Below are 19,806 nucleotides of genomic sequence, written 5' to 3'. Positions count from 1 at the left end.
TTTGTCTGGGTATGCAATGTATTGCCATTGAATTTGCACGCAACGTACTGGGATATGCCGATGCCAACTCACGTGAAATGGATGAAAAGACTCCGCACAACGTGATAGACATCATGGAAGAGCAGAAAGCCATCACTAACATGGGAGGCACAATGCGTCTGGGTGCTTACGAATGTGTATTGCAGAAGGATTCCAAGACTTATCAGGCTTACGGACAGGAGCACATTCAGGAACGTCACCGTCACCGCTATGAGTTCAACAATGACTACAAGGAACAATACGAGGCTGCCGGCATGAAATGTGTAGGTATCAACCCGGAATCGGACTTGGTGGAAATTGTAGAAATCCCGGCTTTGAAGTGGTTCGTTGGTACGCAATTCCATCCGGAATACAGCAGTACGGTATTGAACCCGCACCCGTTGTTCGTAGCGTTTGTGAAAGCGGCTATCGAAAACGAAAAGTAATTAGTAATTTGTAATTAAAATAAGAATGGATAAAAACACCATCACAGGTCTCGTTTTAATAGGTATATTATTGGTAGGATTCAGTTTTCTGAGCCGCCCCAGCGAGGAGCAGATAGCTGCGCAAAAGAGATACTACGATTCTATTGCCGTAGTACAACAGCAAGAGGAAGCGCTGAAAGCGAAAACGGAAGCTGCACTGGCTAACAGCAAGCAAGAGACTGCCGCATCGGCAGCCGATTCTTCCGCTCTGTTTTTCAATGCCATACATGGAACCGACTCCAAAGTCAGTATCCAGAATAATGTAGCGGAAATCACTTTCACGACTAAAGGCGGACGTGTATATTCAGCTATGCTGAAGGATTACATGGCACAGGACAAGAAGACTCCGGTCATGCTGTTCGACGGTGATGATGCTTCGATGAACTTCAACTTCTACAACAAGGAAGGTGCCATCCAGACAAAGGATTACTTCTTTGAAGCTGTAAACAAGACGGACAGCAGCGTTACTATGCGTCTGGCTGCAGACAGCGACAGTTATATCGACTTCATCTACACCCTGAAACCGGACAGTTACCTGATGAACTTTGAAATCAAGGCGACAGGCATGGCGGACAAACTGGCAAGCACCAACTATGTGGACATCGACTGGTCACAACGTGCCCGCCAACTGGAGAAAGGGTTCACTTACGAGAACCGTTTGTCTGAACTGACTTACAAGGTCACGGGAGATAACGTAGATAACTTGTCGGCTGCCAAAGATGATGAAAAGAAGTTGGAAAACCGCATCGACTGGGTGGCTTTCAAGAACCAGTTCTTCTCTTCTGTATTTATTGCCGAGCAGGATTTCGAAAAAGTTTCTGTAAAATCGAGAATGGAACAGCAAGGAAGCGGATATATCAAGGATTATTCGGCTGAAATGAACACGTTCTTCGATCCGTCAGGTAAGGAACCGACAGAGATGTATTTCTATTTTGGCCCGAACCACTTCAAGACGCTGAAAGCACTGGATAAGGGTCGTACCGAGAAATGGGAACTTCATAGACTGGTATATCTGGGCTGGCCGTTGATTCGCTGGATTAACCAATTCATCACAATCAACGTATTCGACTGGTTGTCCGGCTGGGGGTTGAGCATGGGTATCGTACTGTTAATTCTGACTATCATGGTGAAAGTCGTGGTTTATCCGGCTACTTGGAAAACTTATATGTCTTCTGCCAAGATGCGCGTGCTGAAACCGAAAATCGACGAAATCAACAAGAAGTATCCGAAGCAGGAAGATGCGATGAAGAAACAGCAGGAAGTGATGGGACTTTACAGCCAATACGGGGTAAGTCCGATGGGCGGCTGCCTGCCGATGCTGTTGCAGTTCCCTATCCTGATGGCTTTGTTTATGTTCGTGCCGAGTGCTATCGAGTTGCGTCAACAGAGTTTCTTGTGGGCGGACGACCTTTCCACTTATGACGCGTTCATCACATTCCCGTTCCATATCCCGTTCTTGGGCAACCATCTCAGCTTGTTCTGCTTGCTGATGACAGTAACCAACATCTTGAACACGAAGTACACGATGTCTATGCAGGATACCGGTGCACAGCCGCAAATGGCTGCTATGAAATGGATGATGTATCTGATGCCGATTATGTTCTTGTTTGTCTTGAATGATTATCCGTCAGGTTTGAACTATTACTATTTCGTGTCGACATTGATTAGCGTGGGTACTATGATTCTGCTTCGTAGAACGACTGACGAAACGAAGTTACTGGCTATCCTTGAAGCCAAAAAGAAAGACCCGAAACAAGCGAAGAAGACCGGATTTGCTGCCCGCCTGGAAGCGATGCAAAAGCAACAGGAGTTATTGCAGCAGCAAAGACAGAATAAGAAATAAGGAATAAAATCCTATATATTCTGAGAAAGCCGGACATCCTATTATGGTTGCCCGGCTTTCTTTCTCTAAAAATAAAACATATGAAAACTAAATACACTTATAAACAAATTTGGACGATCACCTATCCGATCCTGATCAGTCTGATTATGGAACAACTGATCGGTATGACGGACACGGCTTTTCTCGGACGTGTCGGTGAAATCGAACTGGGGGCATCCGCCATCGCAGGTGTGTACTATCTCGCTATCTTTATGCTGGCTTTCGGCTTCAGTATCGGAGCGCAGATATTGATTGCCCGTCGCAACGGAGAAGGGAATTACAAAGAAATAGGTCCGATATTCTATCAAGGCATCTATTTCTTATTGGCAGTGGCAGCTATACTGTTCACACTATCCATCGTATTTTCACCATATATATTGAAGAATATCATTTCTTCTCCGCACATTTACGATGCAGCCGAGAGTTATATACACTGGAGAGTCTATGGATTTTTCTTCTCTTTTGTCGGTGTGATGTTCCGTGCATTCTTCGTCGGTACGACACAGACCAAGACACTGACACTGAACTCGGTCGTAATGGTGCTCTCGAATGTAGTATTCAACTATATTCTGATTTTCGGTAAATTCGGTTTCCCACAACTGGGGATTGCCGGTGCTGCCATCGGTTCTTCACTGGCCGAAATGGTTTCGGTGATTTTCTTCATCATCTATACCTGGCAACGAATTGACTGCAAGAAGTATGCACTGAATATCCTGCCTGAATTTAGGGGAGAAACGTTGAAAAGAATCCTTAATATTTCCGTGTGGACAATGATTCAGAACTTTGTCTCCTTATCGACATGGTTTATGTTTTTCCTGTTCGTGGAACATTTGGGAGAACGATCGCTGGCAATCGCCAATATTATCCGTAACGTGTCGGGGATTCCATTTATGGTCGCTATGGCTTTTGCCGCCACTTGCGGTTCATTGGTCAGTAACCTGATCGGTGCAGGAGAACAGGATTGTGTACGGGGAACGATCCGTCAGCATATCCGTATCGGATATGTATTCGTACTGCCGATATTGATTTTCTTCAGCCTGTTCCCGGAGCTGATTCTGCGTATCTATACAGATATGCCGGACTTAAGGGCCGCATCTATCCCCTCACTTTGGGTATTATGTTCAGCCTATCTGGTGTTGGTGCCTGCCAACGTGTATTTTCAGTCGGTATCGGGCACGGGCAATACACGAACAGGACTGGCTATGGAACTTTGTGTACTGGCTATCTACGTGGCTTATGCAGCGTACTTTATATATTATCTGCGGGTCGATATTGCATTCTGCTGGACTACGGAGCACATATACGGTATTTTTATCCTCATCTTCTGTTACCAGTATATGAAAAAAGGAAACTGGCAGAAAAAGAAGATTTAAATCCTTTTTTCACTATCTTCGCAAGAAAATAAACATTTTATAAAATATATGAGACAAGCTAATTTATTTATGATGTCGGCAGCAATGTTGTTAGCTGCCTGCGGTGGAACCAAAGACGCAGGCAAGACAGACCAGGTGCTTATCGAGAAATCGGATATTAAGATTGAAGGGAAGCGCATGACTCCCGAAGCACTTTGGGCCATGGGACGTATCGGCGGATTCGCAGTATCGCCCGATGGAAAGAAAATTGCGTATACGGTGGCTTATTACAGCGTACCGGAAAACAAGAGTAACCGCGAAATCTTCGTGATGAACGCAGACGGTAGCGATAATCGGCAAATCACCCGTACCCCCTATCAGGAGAATGAGGTGACATGGATCAAAGGGGGCACCAAGCTCGCTTTCCTAAGTAACGACAACGGAAGCAGCCAGCTCTACGAGATGAATCCCGACGGCAGCGGTCGCAAGCAACTGACCGACTACGACGGTGACATCGAAGGATATTCTATCTCACCGGACGGCAAGAAGCTCTTGTTTATCTCACAAGTAAAGACGAAAGAAAGTACAGCCGACAAATATCCGGATCTGCCTAAAGCTACCGGCATTATTGTCACTGACCTGATGTACAAACATTGGGATGAATGGGTGACAACGGCTCCGCATCCCTTCGTTGCGGATTTTGACGACAACGGCATCTCCAATATCGTGGATATTCTGGACGGTGAGCCGTATGAAAGTCCGATGAAGCCTTGGGGTGGCATAGAGCAACTTGCCTGGAATACAACCTCGGACAAAGTTGCTTATACCTGCCGTAAGAAGACAGGACTGGCGTATGCGGTTTCTACCAATTCGGATATTTATGTATATGACCTGAATACAAAGAAGACTGAAAATGTCACCGAAGAGAATAAGGGATATGATACCAATCCGCAATATTCACCGGACGGCAAGTATATCGCTTGGCAGAGTATGGAACGTGACGGTTATGAAGCTGATCTGAACCGTCTGTTCATCATGAATCTGGAAACCGGTGAGAAGCGTTTTGTCAGCAAGGCTTTCGAATCGAATGTGGATGCTTTTGTCTGGGGCGCAGACGCCAAGACTATCTATTTCACAGGTGTATGGCATGGAGAGTCTCAGATTTATGTGCTGGACTTGGCGAATGATTCCGTAAAGGCGATAACTTCGGGAATGTATGATTACGAAGGTGTGGCTCTTTTCGGTGACAAGCTGATTGCCAAGCGTCATTCTATGAGTATGGGTGACGAGATTTATGCAGTGGCATTGGACGGTACAACCACTCAATTGACACAGGAGAATAAACAGATTTATGACCAGTTGGAAATGGGTAAAGTGGAAGGCCGCTGGATGAAGACGACAGATGGCAAACAGATGTTGACGTGGGTAATCTATCCGCCACAGTTTGATCCGAACAAGAAATATCCTACTTTGTTGTTCTGTGAGGGTGGGCCTCAAAGTCCGGTCAGCCAGTTCTGGTCTTATCGCTGGAATTTCCAGATTATGGCGGCCAATGATTATATCATTGTCGCTCCGAACCGCCGCGGTTTGCCGGGATTCGGTGTGGAATGGAACGAACAGATCAGTGGTGATTACGGCGGTCAATGCATGAAGGACTACTTCACGGCTATTGACGAGATGGCAAAAGAGCCGTATGTGGACAAAGAACGTTTGGGATGCGTAGGTGCCAGCTTCGGAGGATTCTCCGTATATTGGTTGGCCGGACATCATGACAAACGCTTCAAGGCATTTATTGCCCATGACGGTATCTTCAACATGGAAATGCAATATCTGGAAACTGAAGAGAAATGGTTTGCCAACTGGGATATGGGCGGCGCATACTGGGAAAAACAGAATCCGGTGGCACAGCGTACTTTCGCCAACTCCCCTCACCTCTTCGTAGACAAATGGGACACTCCGATTCTCTGCATCCATGGAGAAAAAGATTATCGTATCCTAGCTAATCAAGCGATGGCTGCTTTCGACGCTGCCATAATGCGTGGTGTTCCTGCCGAGTTACTGATTTATCCTGATGAGAACCACTGGGTTCTGAAACCACAAAACGGGGTGTTGTGGCAACGTACTTTCTTTGAATGGCTGGATAAATGGGTAAAAGAGGCTCCATCAAAATAAAAATCCGACCGGACAAGATAAACCTTGGAAGATAGGAAACAAAAAGAAGCCCCTGTTCTCAATCTCTTGAGTTCAGGGGCTTCCCCATTGCATTCATAAAAAAATCCGCTAAATTTATTCCGAATATATATTTTCAATTTCTACAATATACATCTTATGAAAACCGCCATGTGCACCACCATACCACTTTTCCAGTGATTCTTTATCCAGGAAACATTCCGGTTTGATACCGTCCGCATAGAGTTTCTTACATTCCAGGCTCAAGCGGGCTTGCTCGAACAGCACATTTCCTTCCTCTGTAAATATAGGTCTCAATCCGGTTTCTTTCACTTTATCTACATTCCGTCCGGATTTGGAACCACAGACTGCATGGATTTTCTTATTTTCTTCTCCCAAGAAAGAAAGTGTCAAGTGATCATTCTTTTCTATAAATTCATATGTATAGCGCTCGGGACGAACGAAAACAAAAGCAACGGGCTTATTCCACAACCAGCCGATACCGCCCCAACTTGCCGTCATTGTATTGAACTTCTCTTTCGTGCCGGCTGTAACCAGCATCCATTCTTTTCCGATAGCTTCGAAAAAGTTTTCTTTCAAGTCTTTAATTTCCAGCTTCTTCATCTCTTTATTCATTTATAGTTATTTCTTTTTATTCAGTTTTACAATCTCTCCCAAACAAGGGATTTCTACCGGAATCTTTCTTTTCTTCGCTTCTGCCGAAAAGACTTTCGGGGGATCATGCAACGGTTCGTCAGACAAGTCGAATGTGCCGTAATGCATCGGGATAGTAAGTCCGGCATGCATTTCTTCCGCCGCAGTCAATGATTCGTAGGGCGAGATATGGTTAGGACGCATAAACCAGCGGGGTTTGTACGCGCCTATTCCCAACAAGGCATAATCCGGCGGCCCGAACAAGTCAGGGATTTCACGGAAGTGGCTGGAATAGCCTGTATCTCCGCTATAATATAGAGAAAGCCCATCACCTTGCAACATAAAAGCTCCCCACAGCCGTTGCCCGCCATCACGCACGGAACGTTTGCTCCAGTGTTGTGCCGGAAGGAAAGTAATCTTAAGCCCTTCGTCTTCCATCTGCTGATACCAGCCGGCTTCAATAATCTTCATCTCAGGAAACCAACTCTGGATAAGTTCCCCTGTCCCCAGTCCGCAGAAAAGTTTCATTTGCGGATTGTTCTTCAAAAGGCGGGCGATACTTTGTTTATCCAGATGGTCGAAATGGTCGTGACTGACAAGCAGGTAGTCAATCCCTGTAAAGATGTCAGGATTCGCGGGAAATTCGCTCTGTCGCTTTACAAAAGGAATATTACCGAACACCGGATCGAACATGATTCTTTTGCCTGCCAACTGAAGGAAGAAAGAATTATGCCCCAGCCATATCAAAGAGTCTCCTATCACCGCATCCAATGAACGGAGATAGCAAATTTTCGGGTTCCATTTTACCGTCTTCTTTTCTTTACGCTGGGGATTGGGCGAGAGGCGCCATTTCAACACGCTTCCCATCCCCGGACGGAAACGGTGCTGCCTGTTAAAAAAGCGTCCGCGTACCATCGGATTTCCCCGCCAATATGGATTGACGGTAGTCAAACGTTCGTTTCTCCTAAAACATATATGTTCACCCATTTTTATCTCTTGAATACGTCCTTACAAACTTAATAAAAATTCTCGACTTACGATAAATAAAAACAAACAAAAAATGTACCCCGGACACACTATCGGGGTACATTTAGTTATAAAAGAATAAATATTATCCTTTTTTAATAGAATGAGCGTTAGTTAAGAGCAGTGTAAACTGTATAAAGGCAGATGCCAACCAAGGGCTGAAAGATTAATAATCATAATGACGGCACCCAATATCCATAGGATTAGCAGTGACCATTTCAAGCCTGCCCCCATCGGTGACCAGTGGAACAACTGGCGAAGAATGGTATAAAGGAAAGCTCCCAATGGAATACCGATCAAGGCAACTCCGGCAATCGTGCCAAGCAACGTCATCATTGGAGATATGGAAGTAACCGGTATCCAGTTGACAGCAGGCAGCATCTCGTAAAGTAAAGCACCACCACTGACCGCTATTGCAACAGCCGCAAACACCAAAGCTACCAATACAACAGCAAGCACAAACAACACAGGACAACAGATAATCACAAGGGCTACCAGGAATATCTTAAAGAGAACGGCTGCGATGGAAACAAATACATCTCCCACTTTCTGAAGAAACGTACGGGGCTTGCCGGAGTTCATATAGTTGTTGACCCCGTCTGCTACCCGTTCAAAACCATCCGTCACCGTTTTACCTATATTCTCAATAGTCACTGCCTCTCCGCGCATACTCAGCTTTTCTGCTGCCGTATGAGCTTCCGGAATAACAATCCATCCGATAATATAGAGGATAATCATCGGGCAATAAGGAACAAATACCAGAATTATCATCAAGATACGTACCAATGTGATATCCCAGCCAAAATAGGCGGCCAGCCCTGACGCTACCCCACCCAGCAATTTATTGTCCGGGTCACGAAACAAACGGCGCGGAGCAGCGGTACGTGTATAGCTTTGGCCGGCAGAGGCGGACTGTTCCGTTTTTTTCTGCGAATCCGCATCATCCTCAACAATCCCGAAATCTTCCGGCTTCCCTACACGGGCTATGATTTCTTCTACATCCGAAACAGTTATGACCTGTTTTCCTTCGGCTATCTTCTCAGCAAACAGTTCGGCAATACGCATTTCAATATCGTTTACGATTTCTTCCGCACCTTCCTGTTTACGAAAGTAATGTTTCAGATTAGACAGATAATTGTCTAGCAGACGGTAGGCATCATCATCTATATGATAGACAGTTCCTCCTAAATTGATGGTCAATGTCTTTTTCATTTTAATTTCTTCTTTTCGGATTATCTATTGGCAATATGGTTCACTGTTTCGTTCAACTCTTTCCAGGATATCTCAAGTTCTCCCAAAAAGGTCTCTCCACTTTCTGTAAGTTTATAATATTTGCGTGGCGGTCCTTGTGTAGATTCCACCCATTCATAACTTAACAGGTCGTCATTCTTCAGACGTGTCAGCAAGGGATACAAGGTACCCTCTACTACAATCAGTTGAGCTTCTTTCAGCTTCTGAATAATATCTGAGGCATAAGCAGGCTCCTTATGCAGCAAAAGCATGATGCAATATTCGAGCATGCCCTTTCTCATTTGGGATTTTACATTGTCTACTTTCATTATTCTCTTCTTTTGTATGGCACAAATATATGCATTACTTCAGTACCTTGCATTACAAAGTACTATAAATTAATAATAATTAAAACATTAGAGAGACTACACCTTATTATAAAAAGAAATAATGGTTATATTTGCGCCCGTTAAACCACAAAAAGAAAATACGTATGTTTACTATTCGAAAAGCAACGGTCGCCGATTGCGAACTTATCAATAGGATGGCAAAGGAAGTTTTTCCCGCCACTTACAAGGAAATCTTATCTCCCGACCAACTGGATTATATGATGGACTGGATGTATGCCCCTCAGAATATTCTCAAGCAAATGGAAGAAGGGCATATCTATTTTATCGCTTACAAGGATGGTGAATTATGCGGATACGTTTCTGTGCAACAACAGGAAAAGGATATTTTCCATCTTCAGAAAATTTATGTACTCCCCCATTTTCAAGGAACGCACTGCGGTAGTTTCTTGTTCAAGGAAGCGGTCAAGTATATCAAGGAAGTGCATCCGGCACCTTGCCTGATGGAACTAAATGTAAATCGCAATAACAAGGCGTTACAGTTTTACGAACACATGGGGATGAGGAAACTGAGGGAAGGTGATTTTCCAATTGGAAACGGATATTATATGAATGATTATATCATGGGACTGGATATTTGATAAAAAAGGCTTGCAGAGTAATTTGCAAGCCTTTTTTCATTAGGATAATTAATTTATTATTTCGCTACACGTTCCAGCCATTTCAACATGAAGATCATTGTAAACATCGAAATCATACAAGCTACAACAAACACAGTCCACGTCATCCAGATAGGAATTGATTCATATAAAATCGCACCAATTACAAGCAATTGATTACCCAGGGCAGTCGCACCTAACCATCCTCCTTGCATGATACCCTGATATTTGGGCGGAGCAACCTTAGACACGAATGAGATACCCAACGGAGAGATATACAACTCGGCAACTGTCAAAATCAAGTAAGTAAACATCAACAGGAACGGAGTTACTTTTACCGGTGAAGTTCCGACCGCAATAATGTCTTTGTGCAAGGGCAGATTAGCAAAATAAGAGCCGACAGCCATTACTATAAATGCTAATGCAGCTATTCCCATACCGATAGCAATCTTTTTAGGAGTTGAAGGTTCTTTACCACGTCTGCGCTGACTGGCAAAAACAGCCATAATCACCGGAGTCAGGAAGACTACGAAGAATGGATTCAACGACTGGAAAAGCTCTGCTGAAATCGGCATACCGAGCAGATTCAAGTCTGTATATTCCTTTGCAAAATAAGTCAATGTCAAGCCATTCTGATGGAATGAGAACCAGAAGAAAATAACCACTCCAAACACAGCAAACAAAGCATACATACGCTGCTTCACTTCCTGGGCACTCATTTCTACAGTAGCAGAAGAGGTAGCTGCGGCAGCTTTCTTACTCGGATCCGGGAAATTTTTCTTATTCAATAAATAAATAGTCAGAGAAATAACCATAGCAATGATAGCTACTCCAAACGCATAATGGAATCCTGTTGTAAAGACATTCAGATAATCAGAAGCAAAGGCTGTATAATCCTGTACCGGAGCTGTAGACGCCTTTGCCACTAATGTATGGTATGTTTCAATTGCTTCAGGCGACAGAGTACCTGCCAAATGACCATGGCACAAAGCAGGAAGGTCAGCGTCATAATTATATCCGAAAGTAGACAACCACCAGTTACGTACCCCAACAGCAGCAAACGGAGCAAATATAGCACCGATATTAATAAACATATAAAACAATGAAAAACCGGAATCACGCATACTGGCGTACTGAGGATTATCATACATCTGTCCTACCAATGCCTGCAAATTCCCTTTGAATAACCCATTACCAAATGCAATAACAAACAAACTAACGCATGTGATAACTAAAAAAAGCATCCGGTTATCCACCGGAGTCTTTGATGGAATAGCCAACAATAAATAGCCGACCGCCATCAGTACGATTCCCGCAAAAATAGTTCCTTTGTAATTTCTCGTTTTATCAGCAATAATACCGCCGAGCAAAGCAAGAATGTAAATAGAAAAATAAAAAGTTGAGTAAATAAATCCTGCTTCTTTTCCATTCATACCAAACTTGGCTTGTAAGAAAAGCACAAGGATTGCCATCATAGTATAGAAGCCAAAGCGCTCGCCTAGATTGGCCAAAGCGGCTGCTACCAGTCCTTTAGGGTGTTTGTTAAACATAGAATATAAGTTATTAAATTAATGATTTATTTGTCGGTAATCACATATATTTTGCAAATATATACTTTTTCTTGAATTTTGCACAATTATCTATCCAACTAGTCCTCAAATAAACGACAAATTTCCGCTCTTGATTCGCGAACCAAATCCTCCGGCGCTAATTTTATCTGAAGTCCCCTCACACCGGCACTTACATAAATATACGGAAATTGCTGACAAGTTTCATGAATATAGGTAGGAAAATGCTTCTTCATGCCGATAGGAGAACAACCGCCCCGGATATAGCCGGTAAGTGGAAGAAGTTCTTTCACAGGTATCAAATCGCACTTTTTATTACCGGAAGCCTTGGCTGCCAATTTCAAATCGACTTCGTGTTCGCCCGGAATGACACAAACAAAATATCCGCTTTTGTCGCCATGCAGAACAAGTGTTTTGAATACCTGCTCTATGTTCTCACCTAAGTTAGCCGCCACATGGATGGCACTCAAATCGTTCTCATCAACCTCGTAGGGAATCAATTCGTAGGCTATCTTCGCCTTATCCAACAGCCGTGCGGCATTCGTTTTATTGATTTTCATTTTCGTTGTATTTAAAGATATGATATGATAAGTGCCAACCCGTCGAAGACTGTTCGACAAGTCGGCACTTTATAACTCAGATTAAAGTCCCAGTTCTTCGCGAAGAAACTTGGGTGTATATCCCTTATGGCTCTTCGCAACTTCTTCAGGTGTTCCGTAACCGAGGAGCTCTCCCCCGCCCTTACCACCTTCAGGCCCCATATCGATGATATAATCCGCCATTTTTATCACATCCAGATTATGTTCGATTACAATAACCGTGTTGCCCTTGTCTACAAGTTTGTTCAGTACCCCCATCAGTACCCGTATATCTTCAAAATGAAGACCGGTAGTCGGTTCGTCAAGGATATAAAGGGTTTTGCCCGTATCCCTTTTTGAAAGCTCCGTTGCCAGTTTCACACGCTGGCTCTCGCCGCCGGAAAGCGTAGTGGAAGACTGTCCCAACTTGATATATCCCAGTCCGACATCCTGCAGAACTTTGATTTTATTCAAGATTTGCGGCACGTTTTCAAAAAATTCTACGGCACGGTTGATGGTCATGTCAAGTACATCGGCAATGGATTTTCCTTTGAAACGGACTTCCAGCGTTTCACGGTTATAACGTTTGCCATGGCAAACTTCACAGGGCACGTAGACATCAGGAAGGAAATTCATTTCAATAGTCTTATATCCGTTTCCCGTACATGCTTCGCAACGCCCGCCCGAAACATTAAAGGAGAAGCGCCCCGGTTTATAACCGCGAATCTTCGCTTCCGGCAATCCCACAAACAAGTTACGAATATCCGAGAACACACCGGTATAAGTAGCCGGATTGGAACGCGGCGTACGCCCCAGCGGAGACTGGTCGACATTCACGACCTTATCTATATTTTCCAATCCTTCGATAGAATCATATTCCAAAGGATCCTGCAAAGAACGATAGAACTTCTGCGAAAGAATAGGCTGCAATGTCTCATTTATCAAGGTAGACTTCCCGCTTCCCGACACTCCCGTTACACAAATCAGTTTTCCTAGCGGAAACTCGACAGTAACATCTTTCAGGTTATTACCCTTCGCCCCTTTCAGCCAGATAGATTTTCCGTTTCCTTTTCTACGCTTGGCGGGAACCTCTATCTTCATTTTCCCGTTCAGATACTGGGAAGTCATTGTTTCAGTCGTCAACATCTCCTGCGGAGTTCCGGCAAAGACCACTTCCCCCCCCAGACGTCCGGCTTTCGGTCCCATATCAATTACGTAATCGGCAGCCAGCATCATATCTTTGTCATGTTCCACTACAATCACGGAGTTTCCCATATCACGAAGCTCTTTCAATGAATTGATAAGACGTAAATTATCGCGTTGATGCAGGCCGATACTCGGCTCATCAAGAATATAAAGCACATTCACCAACTGGGAACCTATCTGTGTAGCCAGGCGGATACGTTGGCTCTCCCCGCCGGAAAGGCTGACCGAGCTACGGTTCAAAGCCAGATAATCCAAACCGACATCCAACAGGAACTTCAAACGTGTACGAATCTCTTTCAGAATCTCTACTGAGATTTTCTTCTGTTTGTCGGAAAGGAATTCGTCAACTTTCATCAACCAGTCATATAACTCATTGATATCCATGTTGGCCAGTTCATTGATATTCTTATCGTGAATCCGGAAATGCAATGCTTCCTTATTCAAACGAGCCCCTTTACATTCAGGGCAAACAGTGGTTTTAGCAAATTGCTCCGCCCATTTCTGCGCTGTAGCAGAAGCGTCTTTCTCCTGCAACATTTGAATATACTTCACAACCCCCTCATAAGTAACGAAGTAATCAGAAGAAGTACCAATCAGTGAACTCTTGATTTTAATCCGTTCATCAGAACCATACAAGACTTCGTCAATCGCATCGTCGGGCAATTCTTTCACAGGCGTTTTCAAAGTCGCGTCATACTTTTCGAGTAACGCGCCTATCTGCCAGAAAATCATGGCATTCTTATATTTGCCCAAAGGTGCTATGGCACCTTCATATATAGAAAGGTCACGGTCGGGAATTACCTTATCCACGTCAATCTGATTAACCACACCCAGCCCTTTACACCTCGGACACGCTCCTTGCGGAGAGTTGAACGAGAAATTATGCGGAGCCGGCTCACGGTAAGACAATCCTGTGACCGGACACATAAGACGTTTACTGTAATGACGGATACTTTCGGATTGGGCATCCAGAATCATCATCAGACCGTCTCCCTGACGCATGGCAGTAGCCACGCTCTGTTTCAGACGCCGGTCGTCCTTTTCTGTGACCACCAATTTATCAATAACGACTTCTACATCATGATTCTTGTAGCGGTCGAGTTTCATGCCATGCGTTATTTCACGCACTTCACCATCCACCCGTACATATAAATATCCTTTTTTGCGTACCTGCTCGAACAGTTCCCTGTAATGTCCCTTGCGGGCGCGAACCAAAGGGGAAAGCAGATATATTTTCTTTCCTTTATAATCTTTCAGGATCAAATCCAGAATCTGTTCCTCAGTATATTTCACCATTTTCTCACCGGACAGGTACGAATAAGCCACTCCCGCACGGGCATAGAGCAGACGGAGATAATCGTATATCTCAGTCGTTGTCCCTACGGTAGAACGGGGATTCTTATTCGTGGTTTTCTGTTCGATGGAAATAACCGGACTCAAGCCTGTTATTTTATCGACATCCGGACGTTCCAAGTTGCCCAGGAAATTACGGGCATACGCTGAAAAGGTTTCGATATAACGGCGTTGTCCTTCAGCAAAAATGGTATCGAAAGCCAAAGAAGATTTACCACTGCCGCTCAATCCGGTAATGACCGTCAGACTATTACGGGGTATTTCGGCATCAATATCCTTCAAATTGTGCACGCGCGCACCGTACACGTTAATATATTCTGTTTCCTGCATATTCATATCCTTCATAAATGCTGCAAAATTAATGTTTCCACCCGAAATATGCTCCTAAAAAAGCAGAATATTATTTTCTTAACTCAAATCTTATGAAGATATAGGGCATTATTTGTACCTTTGTTCCTTGATTTCAAGAACCAATAGTTATAATTTGATGAAACCGATAAACCGAATATTCTTATTTCTGCTTTTTATAAGCGTTTCATACGCGGTCAGTTATGCACAGGAAAACCAATCCTATTTCTTGCATACCATCGAAAAAGGACAAAGTTTATACTCTATTTCCAAGATGTACAATGTCACCACATCGGATATTGTCCGTTTGAACCCCGGTTGCGACGAGAAAATCTACGCCGGACAAACGATCAAGATTCCCAAAGGAAAAGAGAGTCAAAAAGGAGAGACATTCCATACAATTCAAGCCGGAGAGACTTTATACAAACTGACAACCATGTATAATGTATCCGCAAAAGATATTTGTGAAGCCAATCCCGGTCTGAGTGCCGAGAACTTCCGCATCGGACAGGTTATCCTGATCCCGCAGAAAAAAGAGGAAAAGACCGTCACTACTCAGACACCGGCCGAACCGAGCAGCAATATCCAAGGCCCGGTAGTTCCCAGATGCAAGGATATGCATAAGGTGAAACGCAAAGAAACTATTTTCAGCGTGAGCCGTGAATATGGAATCAGCGAACAGGAACTGATTGCCGCCAATCCCGAATTGAAAAAGGGAATGAAAAAGGGCCAATTCCTTTGTATCCCCTACCCGGCAACAACTACTGTACAGCCTACTCAAAAAGAAGATCCTTACGCTATTCCCCCAAGCAACAGTGAACTTTTCAGCAAGAGTAAAGAGGCTCCCAAAGAAATGTCTACCATAAAAGCTGCATTAATACTGCCTTTCCAGGAAGACAAACGTATGGTGGAATATTACGAAGGCTTCCTTATGGCAGTAGACAGTTTGAAACGTACAGGTACTTCACTCGACTTATATGTATATGATAGCGGCAAAGAAGTTTCTACATTAAATGCGATTCTTGCCAAAAACGAGATGAAGAAAATGGATATAATCTTCGGCCCGATGCACCAGAACCAAATCAAACCATTATCCGATTTTGCGGAAAAGAATGATATCCGCCTGGTGATTCCTTTCTCCAAGAAGGGCGAGGAAGTATTCAATAATCCCGCTGTTTATCAAATCAACACGCCACAATCATACTTGTATTCGGAAGTTTACGAGCACTTCAACCGTCAATTTCCTAATGCCCACGTTATCTTTATTGAACCGGCAAGTGCCGATAAAGAGAAAGCGGAATTTATCAGTGGACTGAAGCAAGAGTTGAAAAACAAAGGAGTATCAATGCAAACTGTTAACGAGAGTGCAACAAAAGAAACATTAAAAGCGGCACTTCGTAGCGGAAAAGACAATATTTTCATTCCAACCACAAGCAAGAATGTATTACTAATCAAGGCACTTCCCCAGTTGACCTTGTTAGTCAGGGATAACCCTGAACAAAACATTCATTTGTTCGGTTACCCGGAATGGCAAATCTACACCAAGGATTATCTGGAAAGTTTCTTTGAACTGGATACATATTTCTATTCCTCGTTCTACACGAATACCTTGTTTCCGGCTGCCGTGCGATTTACCAACAATTATCACAGATGGTACAGCAAGGATTTAGCAAGCGAGTGGCCTAATTACGCAATGCTCGGATTTGACACCGGCTTCTTCTTTTTGAAAGGATTGTCACGTTATGGCTCAGAACTTGAAAACAACCTGGCTAAAATGAATCTGACTCCCATCCAGACCGGATTTAAATTCCAACGTGTAAACAACTGGGGCGGATTTATTAATAAGAAAGTGTTCTTCATACGTTTCACTAAGAATTTTGAATTAGTAAAACTAGACTTCGAATAATACGAAAATGATAAAGATAAAACCATTTTTGATTGCCACACTCCTGCTCACAGGTTTTACCCTTCCTGCTATTGCTCAAATCGGAGAAGCACGAAACAATTTATCTGTGGGTATCAACGGCGGCATCAACTTGAATAGTACCTCTTTCACTCCGACCGTCAAGCAAAACAGCCTGATGGGAATCACCGGCGGATTGACGGCACGTTATATTTCTGAAAAGTATTTTGCCATGATTTGTGGCGCACAGGTCGAATTGAATATCTCACAACGGGGATGGGATCAGTTATTCGAAACTGTATCACTAGATGCCAATGGGTATGAAGTGACTTCCAAGGATCCCACCAAAACTTATACCCGGAAGATGACGTACATTGATATTCCCTTCCTCGCCCACCTTGCTTTCGGACGAGACAGAGGATTGCAGTTCTTCGTCCACGCAGGTCCTCAAATCGGCTTTCTGATAAGTGAATCAGAGACAATAGAAGGAATAGACATGAACAGTCTGTTGGATACCCAGAAAGCACTATACGGTGTCAAAATTCAAAATAAATTCGATTACGGTATTGCCGGTGGCGGCGGTGTGGAACTCAGAACAAAAAAAGCCGGCAGTTTCATTGTAGAAGGACGTTACTACTTTGCCCTATCCGATTTTTACAGTACAACGAAGAAAGACTATTTTGCACGTGCGGCACATGGGACAATTACCATAAAGCTCACTTATTTATTTGATTTGAAAAAATAGAGCATCGCTTTAGAGATCAAAAAGCGCCGCTTTAGGATGACTAAAGCGGCGCTTTACGTATCAGATATGAATGCTCAAATTACCTCAACCTATCTGCTGCCTTTACCATCACCTCATCCCGTCCGATAGCGCGAACAGCCAATATATTCAGGATAATAGAAACAAGCGGCAAGCATAGCGCCCAACCAATACGGAACAAATTCGCGTCATTTTTCAATGCAAAATAAAAAGCAAGGAAAGCGATGTAATAACCTACCAGTAACAGGCTATTAAAGATTGTCATACGAATCTGCAACATACGGTTCTTAAACAAGAAAATTGTAGCGGCAGCCACCAAGGTACTAAGCATTAAAATGCCAAATAATCCCCATGTAGACTGGAAAGTGCCATTTACCCCCATCCCCAAAGCCTTGAAGGGATGCTCTCCCGTCGTATCAATAAAATAGCCCATCGGCAAACACATCGCCGCAACCAGCAATCCTGCAACAATCAGTAAATAAACTGTTTGAATCCGTTGAATCATAAGTTTTCTAATAGTAGTTAAGTTAAACAATAATAGCCAAGCAATAAGGAGCAGGGATCAGTATCCCACTTACTACTTGACTATCAATTCTTTCGTCAGAAAATAAATTACTGAAGTTTTTCTTTTTCCTTAGCAGGATTTCTATAATATATTTTCCCTTCGATGTATTCTTGCGTAGCAATCAAATCCGGTTTCGGCAATTTCTCATAGTAGCGAGAAATTTCGATTTGCTCTCTATTCTCAAATACCTCTTCCATATTGTCAGTATATGAAGCAAACTCTGCCAATTTCTTAGAAAGATCGTTTTTGATTTCCACACTGATCTGATTAGCACGCTTACCAATAATGGCAACAGTTTCATAAACATTCCCTGTGTCAGAACAGAGTTCCATCATGTCACGGGTTACCGTCGTAGTAGGAGCATTCGTTTTTTTGTAGTCCATAAATCTATTTAAATTTAGTCTTTAATTACTTTCTGTGATTCATTGAATATCTTTTCCGCCTCTTTCAGGTATTTACTTTCCGGAAATTCATTCTTAAAAGCATAATATTCATCAACCGTTTCACGGTAGCGGTCCATTTTCTTATCTTCCACACTATAAATAGCCATTTCGTGCCTTGCACGCAGAATCAAGATGGAAAGTTCTTCGCGATAATCGGTATAAGGATAATCTTTCAGAGCATTCTGAGCTGTGATAACACAAGACTCATAGTTATTGCCCATGTAATTACCCAAATTATAATACAGTCTGGCTGAATAAAGCTCCTTCAGCACCAACTTATCCTGCAAAGCAAAAATCATATCCTGTGCTTCCTGCTTCTTTGTGCTGTTCGGAAAATATTCCATGAACATCTGCAACTGCTGGATAGCCTGATAAGTGCTTGACTGATCCAAACGTGGTTCCGGAGTATCCAGGAATAAAGCCTTACCTGCATGGAAACGTGCCAGTTCGGTAAAAGTACCACGAGGATATGTATTGAAATAGGTGATAAATGTCTGGGCAGCTGTCTGATAATCTTTCTGATTATAATAGCTCATTCCCAACATATACAAAGATTCTTCCGCTTTATCAGTTCCTTTCAGAATGGTTATCAACTCATTCAACAACGTGGCTGAACGATTATACTGTCCCTTCGCAAAATAGTTTTTGGCGGCTTCGTACTTGTATTCGTAATCGGTGCTTTTCAGCAATTTATTATACTCTCCACATGATGTCAGAGTGGCTGCCGCAAGCAAAGTTATAATGATATTTTTCTTCATCCTATTTAAAAATAATGCGCAAAGTTACTTATTCGCTGGGAATTTAGCAATTAATCTGTGTTTTTTAATACATAAAAGGCGTTAAACATCGACAAAAGGAGAGAAAATGACGTCGAATTGCAAACACCAAACTGTAAACGGCAGGTAATAAACGAATCACACAGAAATCATGATTGGCATAAACCTGACGAACAAACGTCAGATTCCTTGTTATAAGACAGAAAAAAACTTGTTATAAGGCAGAAAAAAATAGTGACGGTATATGCCCGGGATAGCGTCACTATTTTTTATAGCAGAAAACGGCAAACAAATGTGTTATCCCATTCAAAGACAACACAGCTATTTACCGTTCCCTGTTTATCGTTTACTGCTATATCTACAGCTTGTACAAATCACTTGCAGCCAGCAGATCGACTTTCTTTTCTTTCAATACCTCGATACACTTATCCAGATTGCTGGGGCGAATTACCACATTTGCAATATTGTTATTGGCAAACGA

16 protein-coding genes and 2 pseudogenes are annotated in these 19,806 nt (G+C 43.1%); 7 read left to right on the top strand and 11 right to left on the bottom strand.

Annotation, left to right across the window (positions count from 1 at the left end):
• From RDN93_RS18800 to RDN93_RS18785, 4 genes and pseudogenes are all read left to right on the top strand, one after another.
• A pseudogene (locus RDN93_RS18800) lies at window positions 1-464 on the top strand (gamma-glutamyl-gamma-aminobutyrate hydrolase family protein); the annotation flags it as partial.
• 25 nt (window positions 465-489) lie between these two features.
• Window positions 490-2,346 carry a membrane protein insertase YidC gene (yidC, locus tag RDN93_RS18795; RefSeq protein ID WP_308746906.1) on the top strand — a complete coding sequence of 619 codons (1,857 nt, stop codon included), beginning with the start codon at window positions 490-492 and terminating at the stop codon, window positions 2,344-2,346.
• 80 nt (window positions 2,347-2,426) lie between these two features.
• Entirely contained in the window at window positions 2,427-3,758 is a 1,332-nt protein-coding gene (gene bexA, locus RDN93_RS18790) for a multidrug efflux MATE transporter BexA (protein WP_308746905.1), read from the top strand.
• Window positions 3,759-3,806: 48 nt separating this feature from the next.
• Entirely contained in the window at window positions 3,807-5,909 is a 2,103-nt protein-coding gene (locus RDN93_RS18785) for a S9 family peptidase (RefSeq protein WP_308746904.1), read from the top strand.
• Window positions 5,910-6,023: 114 nt separating this feature from the next.
• Here RDN93_RS18785 and RDN93_RS18780 read toward each other — a convergent pair whose 3' ends face one another.
• The 4 genes from RDN93_RS18780 to RDN93_RS18765 form a co-directional block, all read right to left on the bottom strand.
• Window positions 6,024-6,530 carry a flavin reductase family protein gene (locus tag RDN93_RS18780; protein WP_308746909.1) on the bottom strand — a complete coding sequence of 169 codons (507 nt, stop codon included), beginning with the start codon at window positions 6,528-6,530 and terminating at the stop codon, window positions 6,024-6,026.
• An 18-nt stretch (window positions 6,531-6,548) separates the two neighbouring features.
• Complete coding sequence (locus RDN93_RS18775; RefSeq protein WP_308746903.1) at window positions 6,549-7,547, bottom strand: MBL fold metallo-hydrolase; 999 nt, start codon at window positions 7,545-7,547, stop codon at window positions 6,549-6,551.
• Window positions 7,548-7,700: 153 nt separating this feature from the next.
• Window positions 7,701-8,798 (bottom strand): PspC domain-containing protein, encoded by a 1,098-nt coding sequence (locus RDN93_RS18770; RefSeq protein ID WP_308746902.1) that lies wholly within the window; start codon window positions 8,796-8,798, stop codon window positions 7,701-7,703.
• Window positions 8,799-8,818: 20 nt separating this feature from the next.
• Window positions 8,819-9,145: a PadR family transcriptional regulator gene (locus RDN93_RS18765; protein ID WP_024987641.1), complete on the bottom strand. Its 327-nt coding sequence runs from the start codon at window positions 9,143-9,145 to the stop codon at window positions 8,819-8,821.
• Window positions 9,146-9,309: 164 nt separating this feature from the next.
• Between RDN93_RS18765 and RDN93_RS18760 the strand changes: the two genes are divergently transcribed.
• Window positions 9,310-9,804, top strand: coding sequence for a GNAT family N-acetyltransferase (locus RDN93_RS18760; RefSeq protein WP_308746901.1), 495 nt, complete (start codon window positions 9,310-9,312; stop codon window positions 9,802-9,804).
• Between the two features lie 56 nt (window positions 9,805-9,860).
• Here RDN93_RS18760 and RDN93_RS18755 read toward each other — a convergent pair whose 3' ends face one another.
• From RDN93_RS18755 to uvrA, 3 genes are all read right to left on the bottom strand, one after another.
• Complete coding sequence (locus RDN93_RS18755) at window positions 9,861-11,372, bottom strand: peptide MFS transporter (RefSeq protein ID WP_308746900.1); 1,512 nt, start codon at window positions 11,370-11,372, stop codon at window positions 9,861-9,863.
• Window positions 11,373-11,470: 98 nt separating this feature from the next.
• A complete protein-coding gene (gene ybaK / locus RDN93_RS18750; protein WP_308746899.1) occupies window positions 11,471-11,950 on the bottom strand; it encodes a Cys-tRNA(Pro) deacylase in 480 nt (159 codons plus the stop codon).
• A gap of 81 nt (window positions 11,951-12,031) precedes the next feature.
• Entirely contained in the window at window positions 12,032-14,857 is a 2,826-nt protein-coding gene (gene uvrA, locus RDN93_RS18745; protein ID WP_308746908.1) for an excinuclease ABC subunit UvrA, read from the bottom strand.
• A 157-nt stretch (window positions 14,858-15,014) separates the two neighbouring features.
• On the opposite strand from uvrA, the gene RDN93_RS18740 reads away from it, so the two are divergent.
• Both RDN93_RS18740 and RDN93_RS18735 read left to right on the top strand, forming a co-directional pair.
• Window positions 15,015-16,781: a LysM peptidoglycan-binding domain-containing protein gene (locus tag RDN93_RS18740; protein WP_308746898.1), complete on the top strand. Its 1,767-nt coding sequence runs from the start codon at window positions 15,015-15,017 to the stop codon at window positions 16,779-16,781.
• 7 nt (window positions 16,782-16,788) lie between these two features.
• The gene (locus tag RDN93_RS18735; protein WP_308746897.1) at window positions 16,789-17,523 is read left to right on the top strand and encodes a porin family protein; all 735 of its coding nucleotides are present in this window, start codon (window positions 16,789-16,791) and stop codon (window positions 17,521-17,523) included.
• A 79-nt stretch (window positions 17,524-17,602) separates the two neighbouring features.
• Here the strand turns inward: RDN93_RS18735 and RDN93_RS18730 are convergent, their stop codons facing one another.
• The 4 genes and pseudogenes from RDN93_RS18730 to RDN93_RS18715 all read right to left on the bottom strand — a co-directional run.
• Window positions 17,603-18,046: a DUF4293 domain-containing protein gene (locus tag RDN93_RS18730; RefSeq protein WP_308746896.1), complete on the bottom strand. Its 444-nt coding sequence runs from the start codon at window positions 18,044-18,046 to the stop codon at window positions 17,603-17,605.
• A gap of 107 nt (window positions 18,047-18,153) precedes the next feature.
• On the bottom strand, window positions 18,154-18,489 hold the full coding sequence (locus RDN93_RS18725; RefSeq protein ID WP_007752374.1) for a DNA-directed RNA polymerase subunit omega: 336 nt from the start codon (window positions 18,487-18,489) through the stop codon (window positions 18,154-18,156).
• 14 nt (window positions 18,490-18,503) lie between these two features.
• Window positions 18,504-19,307: an outer membrane protein assembly factor BamD gene (locus RDN93_RS18720; protein WP_308746895.1), complete on the bottom strand. Its 804-nt coding sequence runs from the start codon at window positions 19,305-19,307 to the stop codon at window positions 18,504-18,506.
• 376 nt (window positions 19,308-19,683) lie between these two features.
• A pseudogene (locus tag RDN93_RS18715) lies at window positions 19,684-19,806 on the bottom strand (amino acid-binding protein); the annotation flags it as partial.

This window comes from uncultured Bacteroides sp. (assembly GCF_902491285.1).
Classification (GTDB): Bacteria; Bacteroidota; Bacteroidia; order Bacteroidales; family Bacteroidaceae; genus Bacteroides.
The sequence above is the reverse complement of the archived record's forward strand: the minus strand, read 5'-3'. Positions and strand labels throughout refer to the sequence as shown.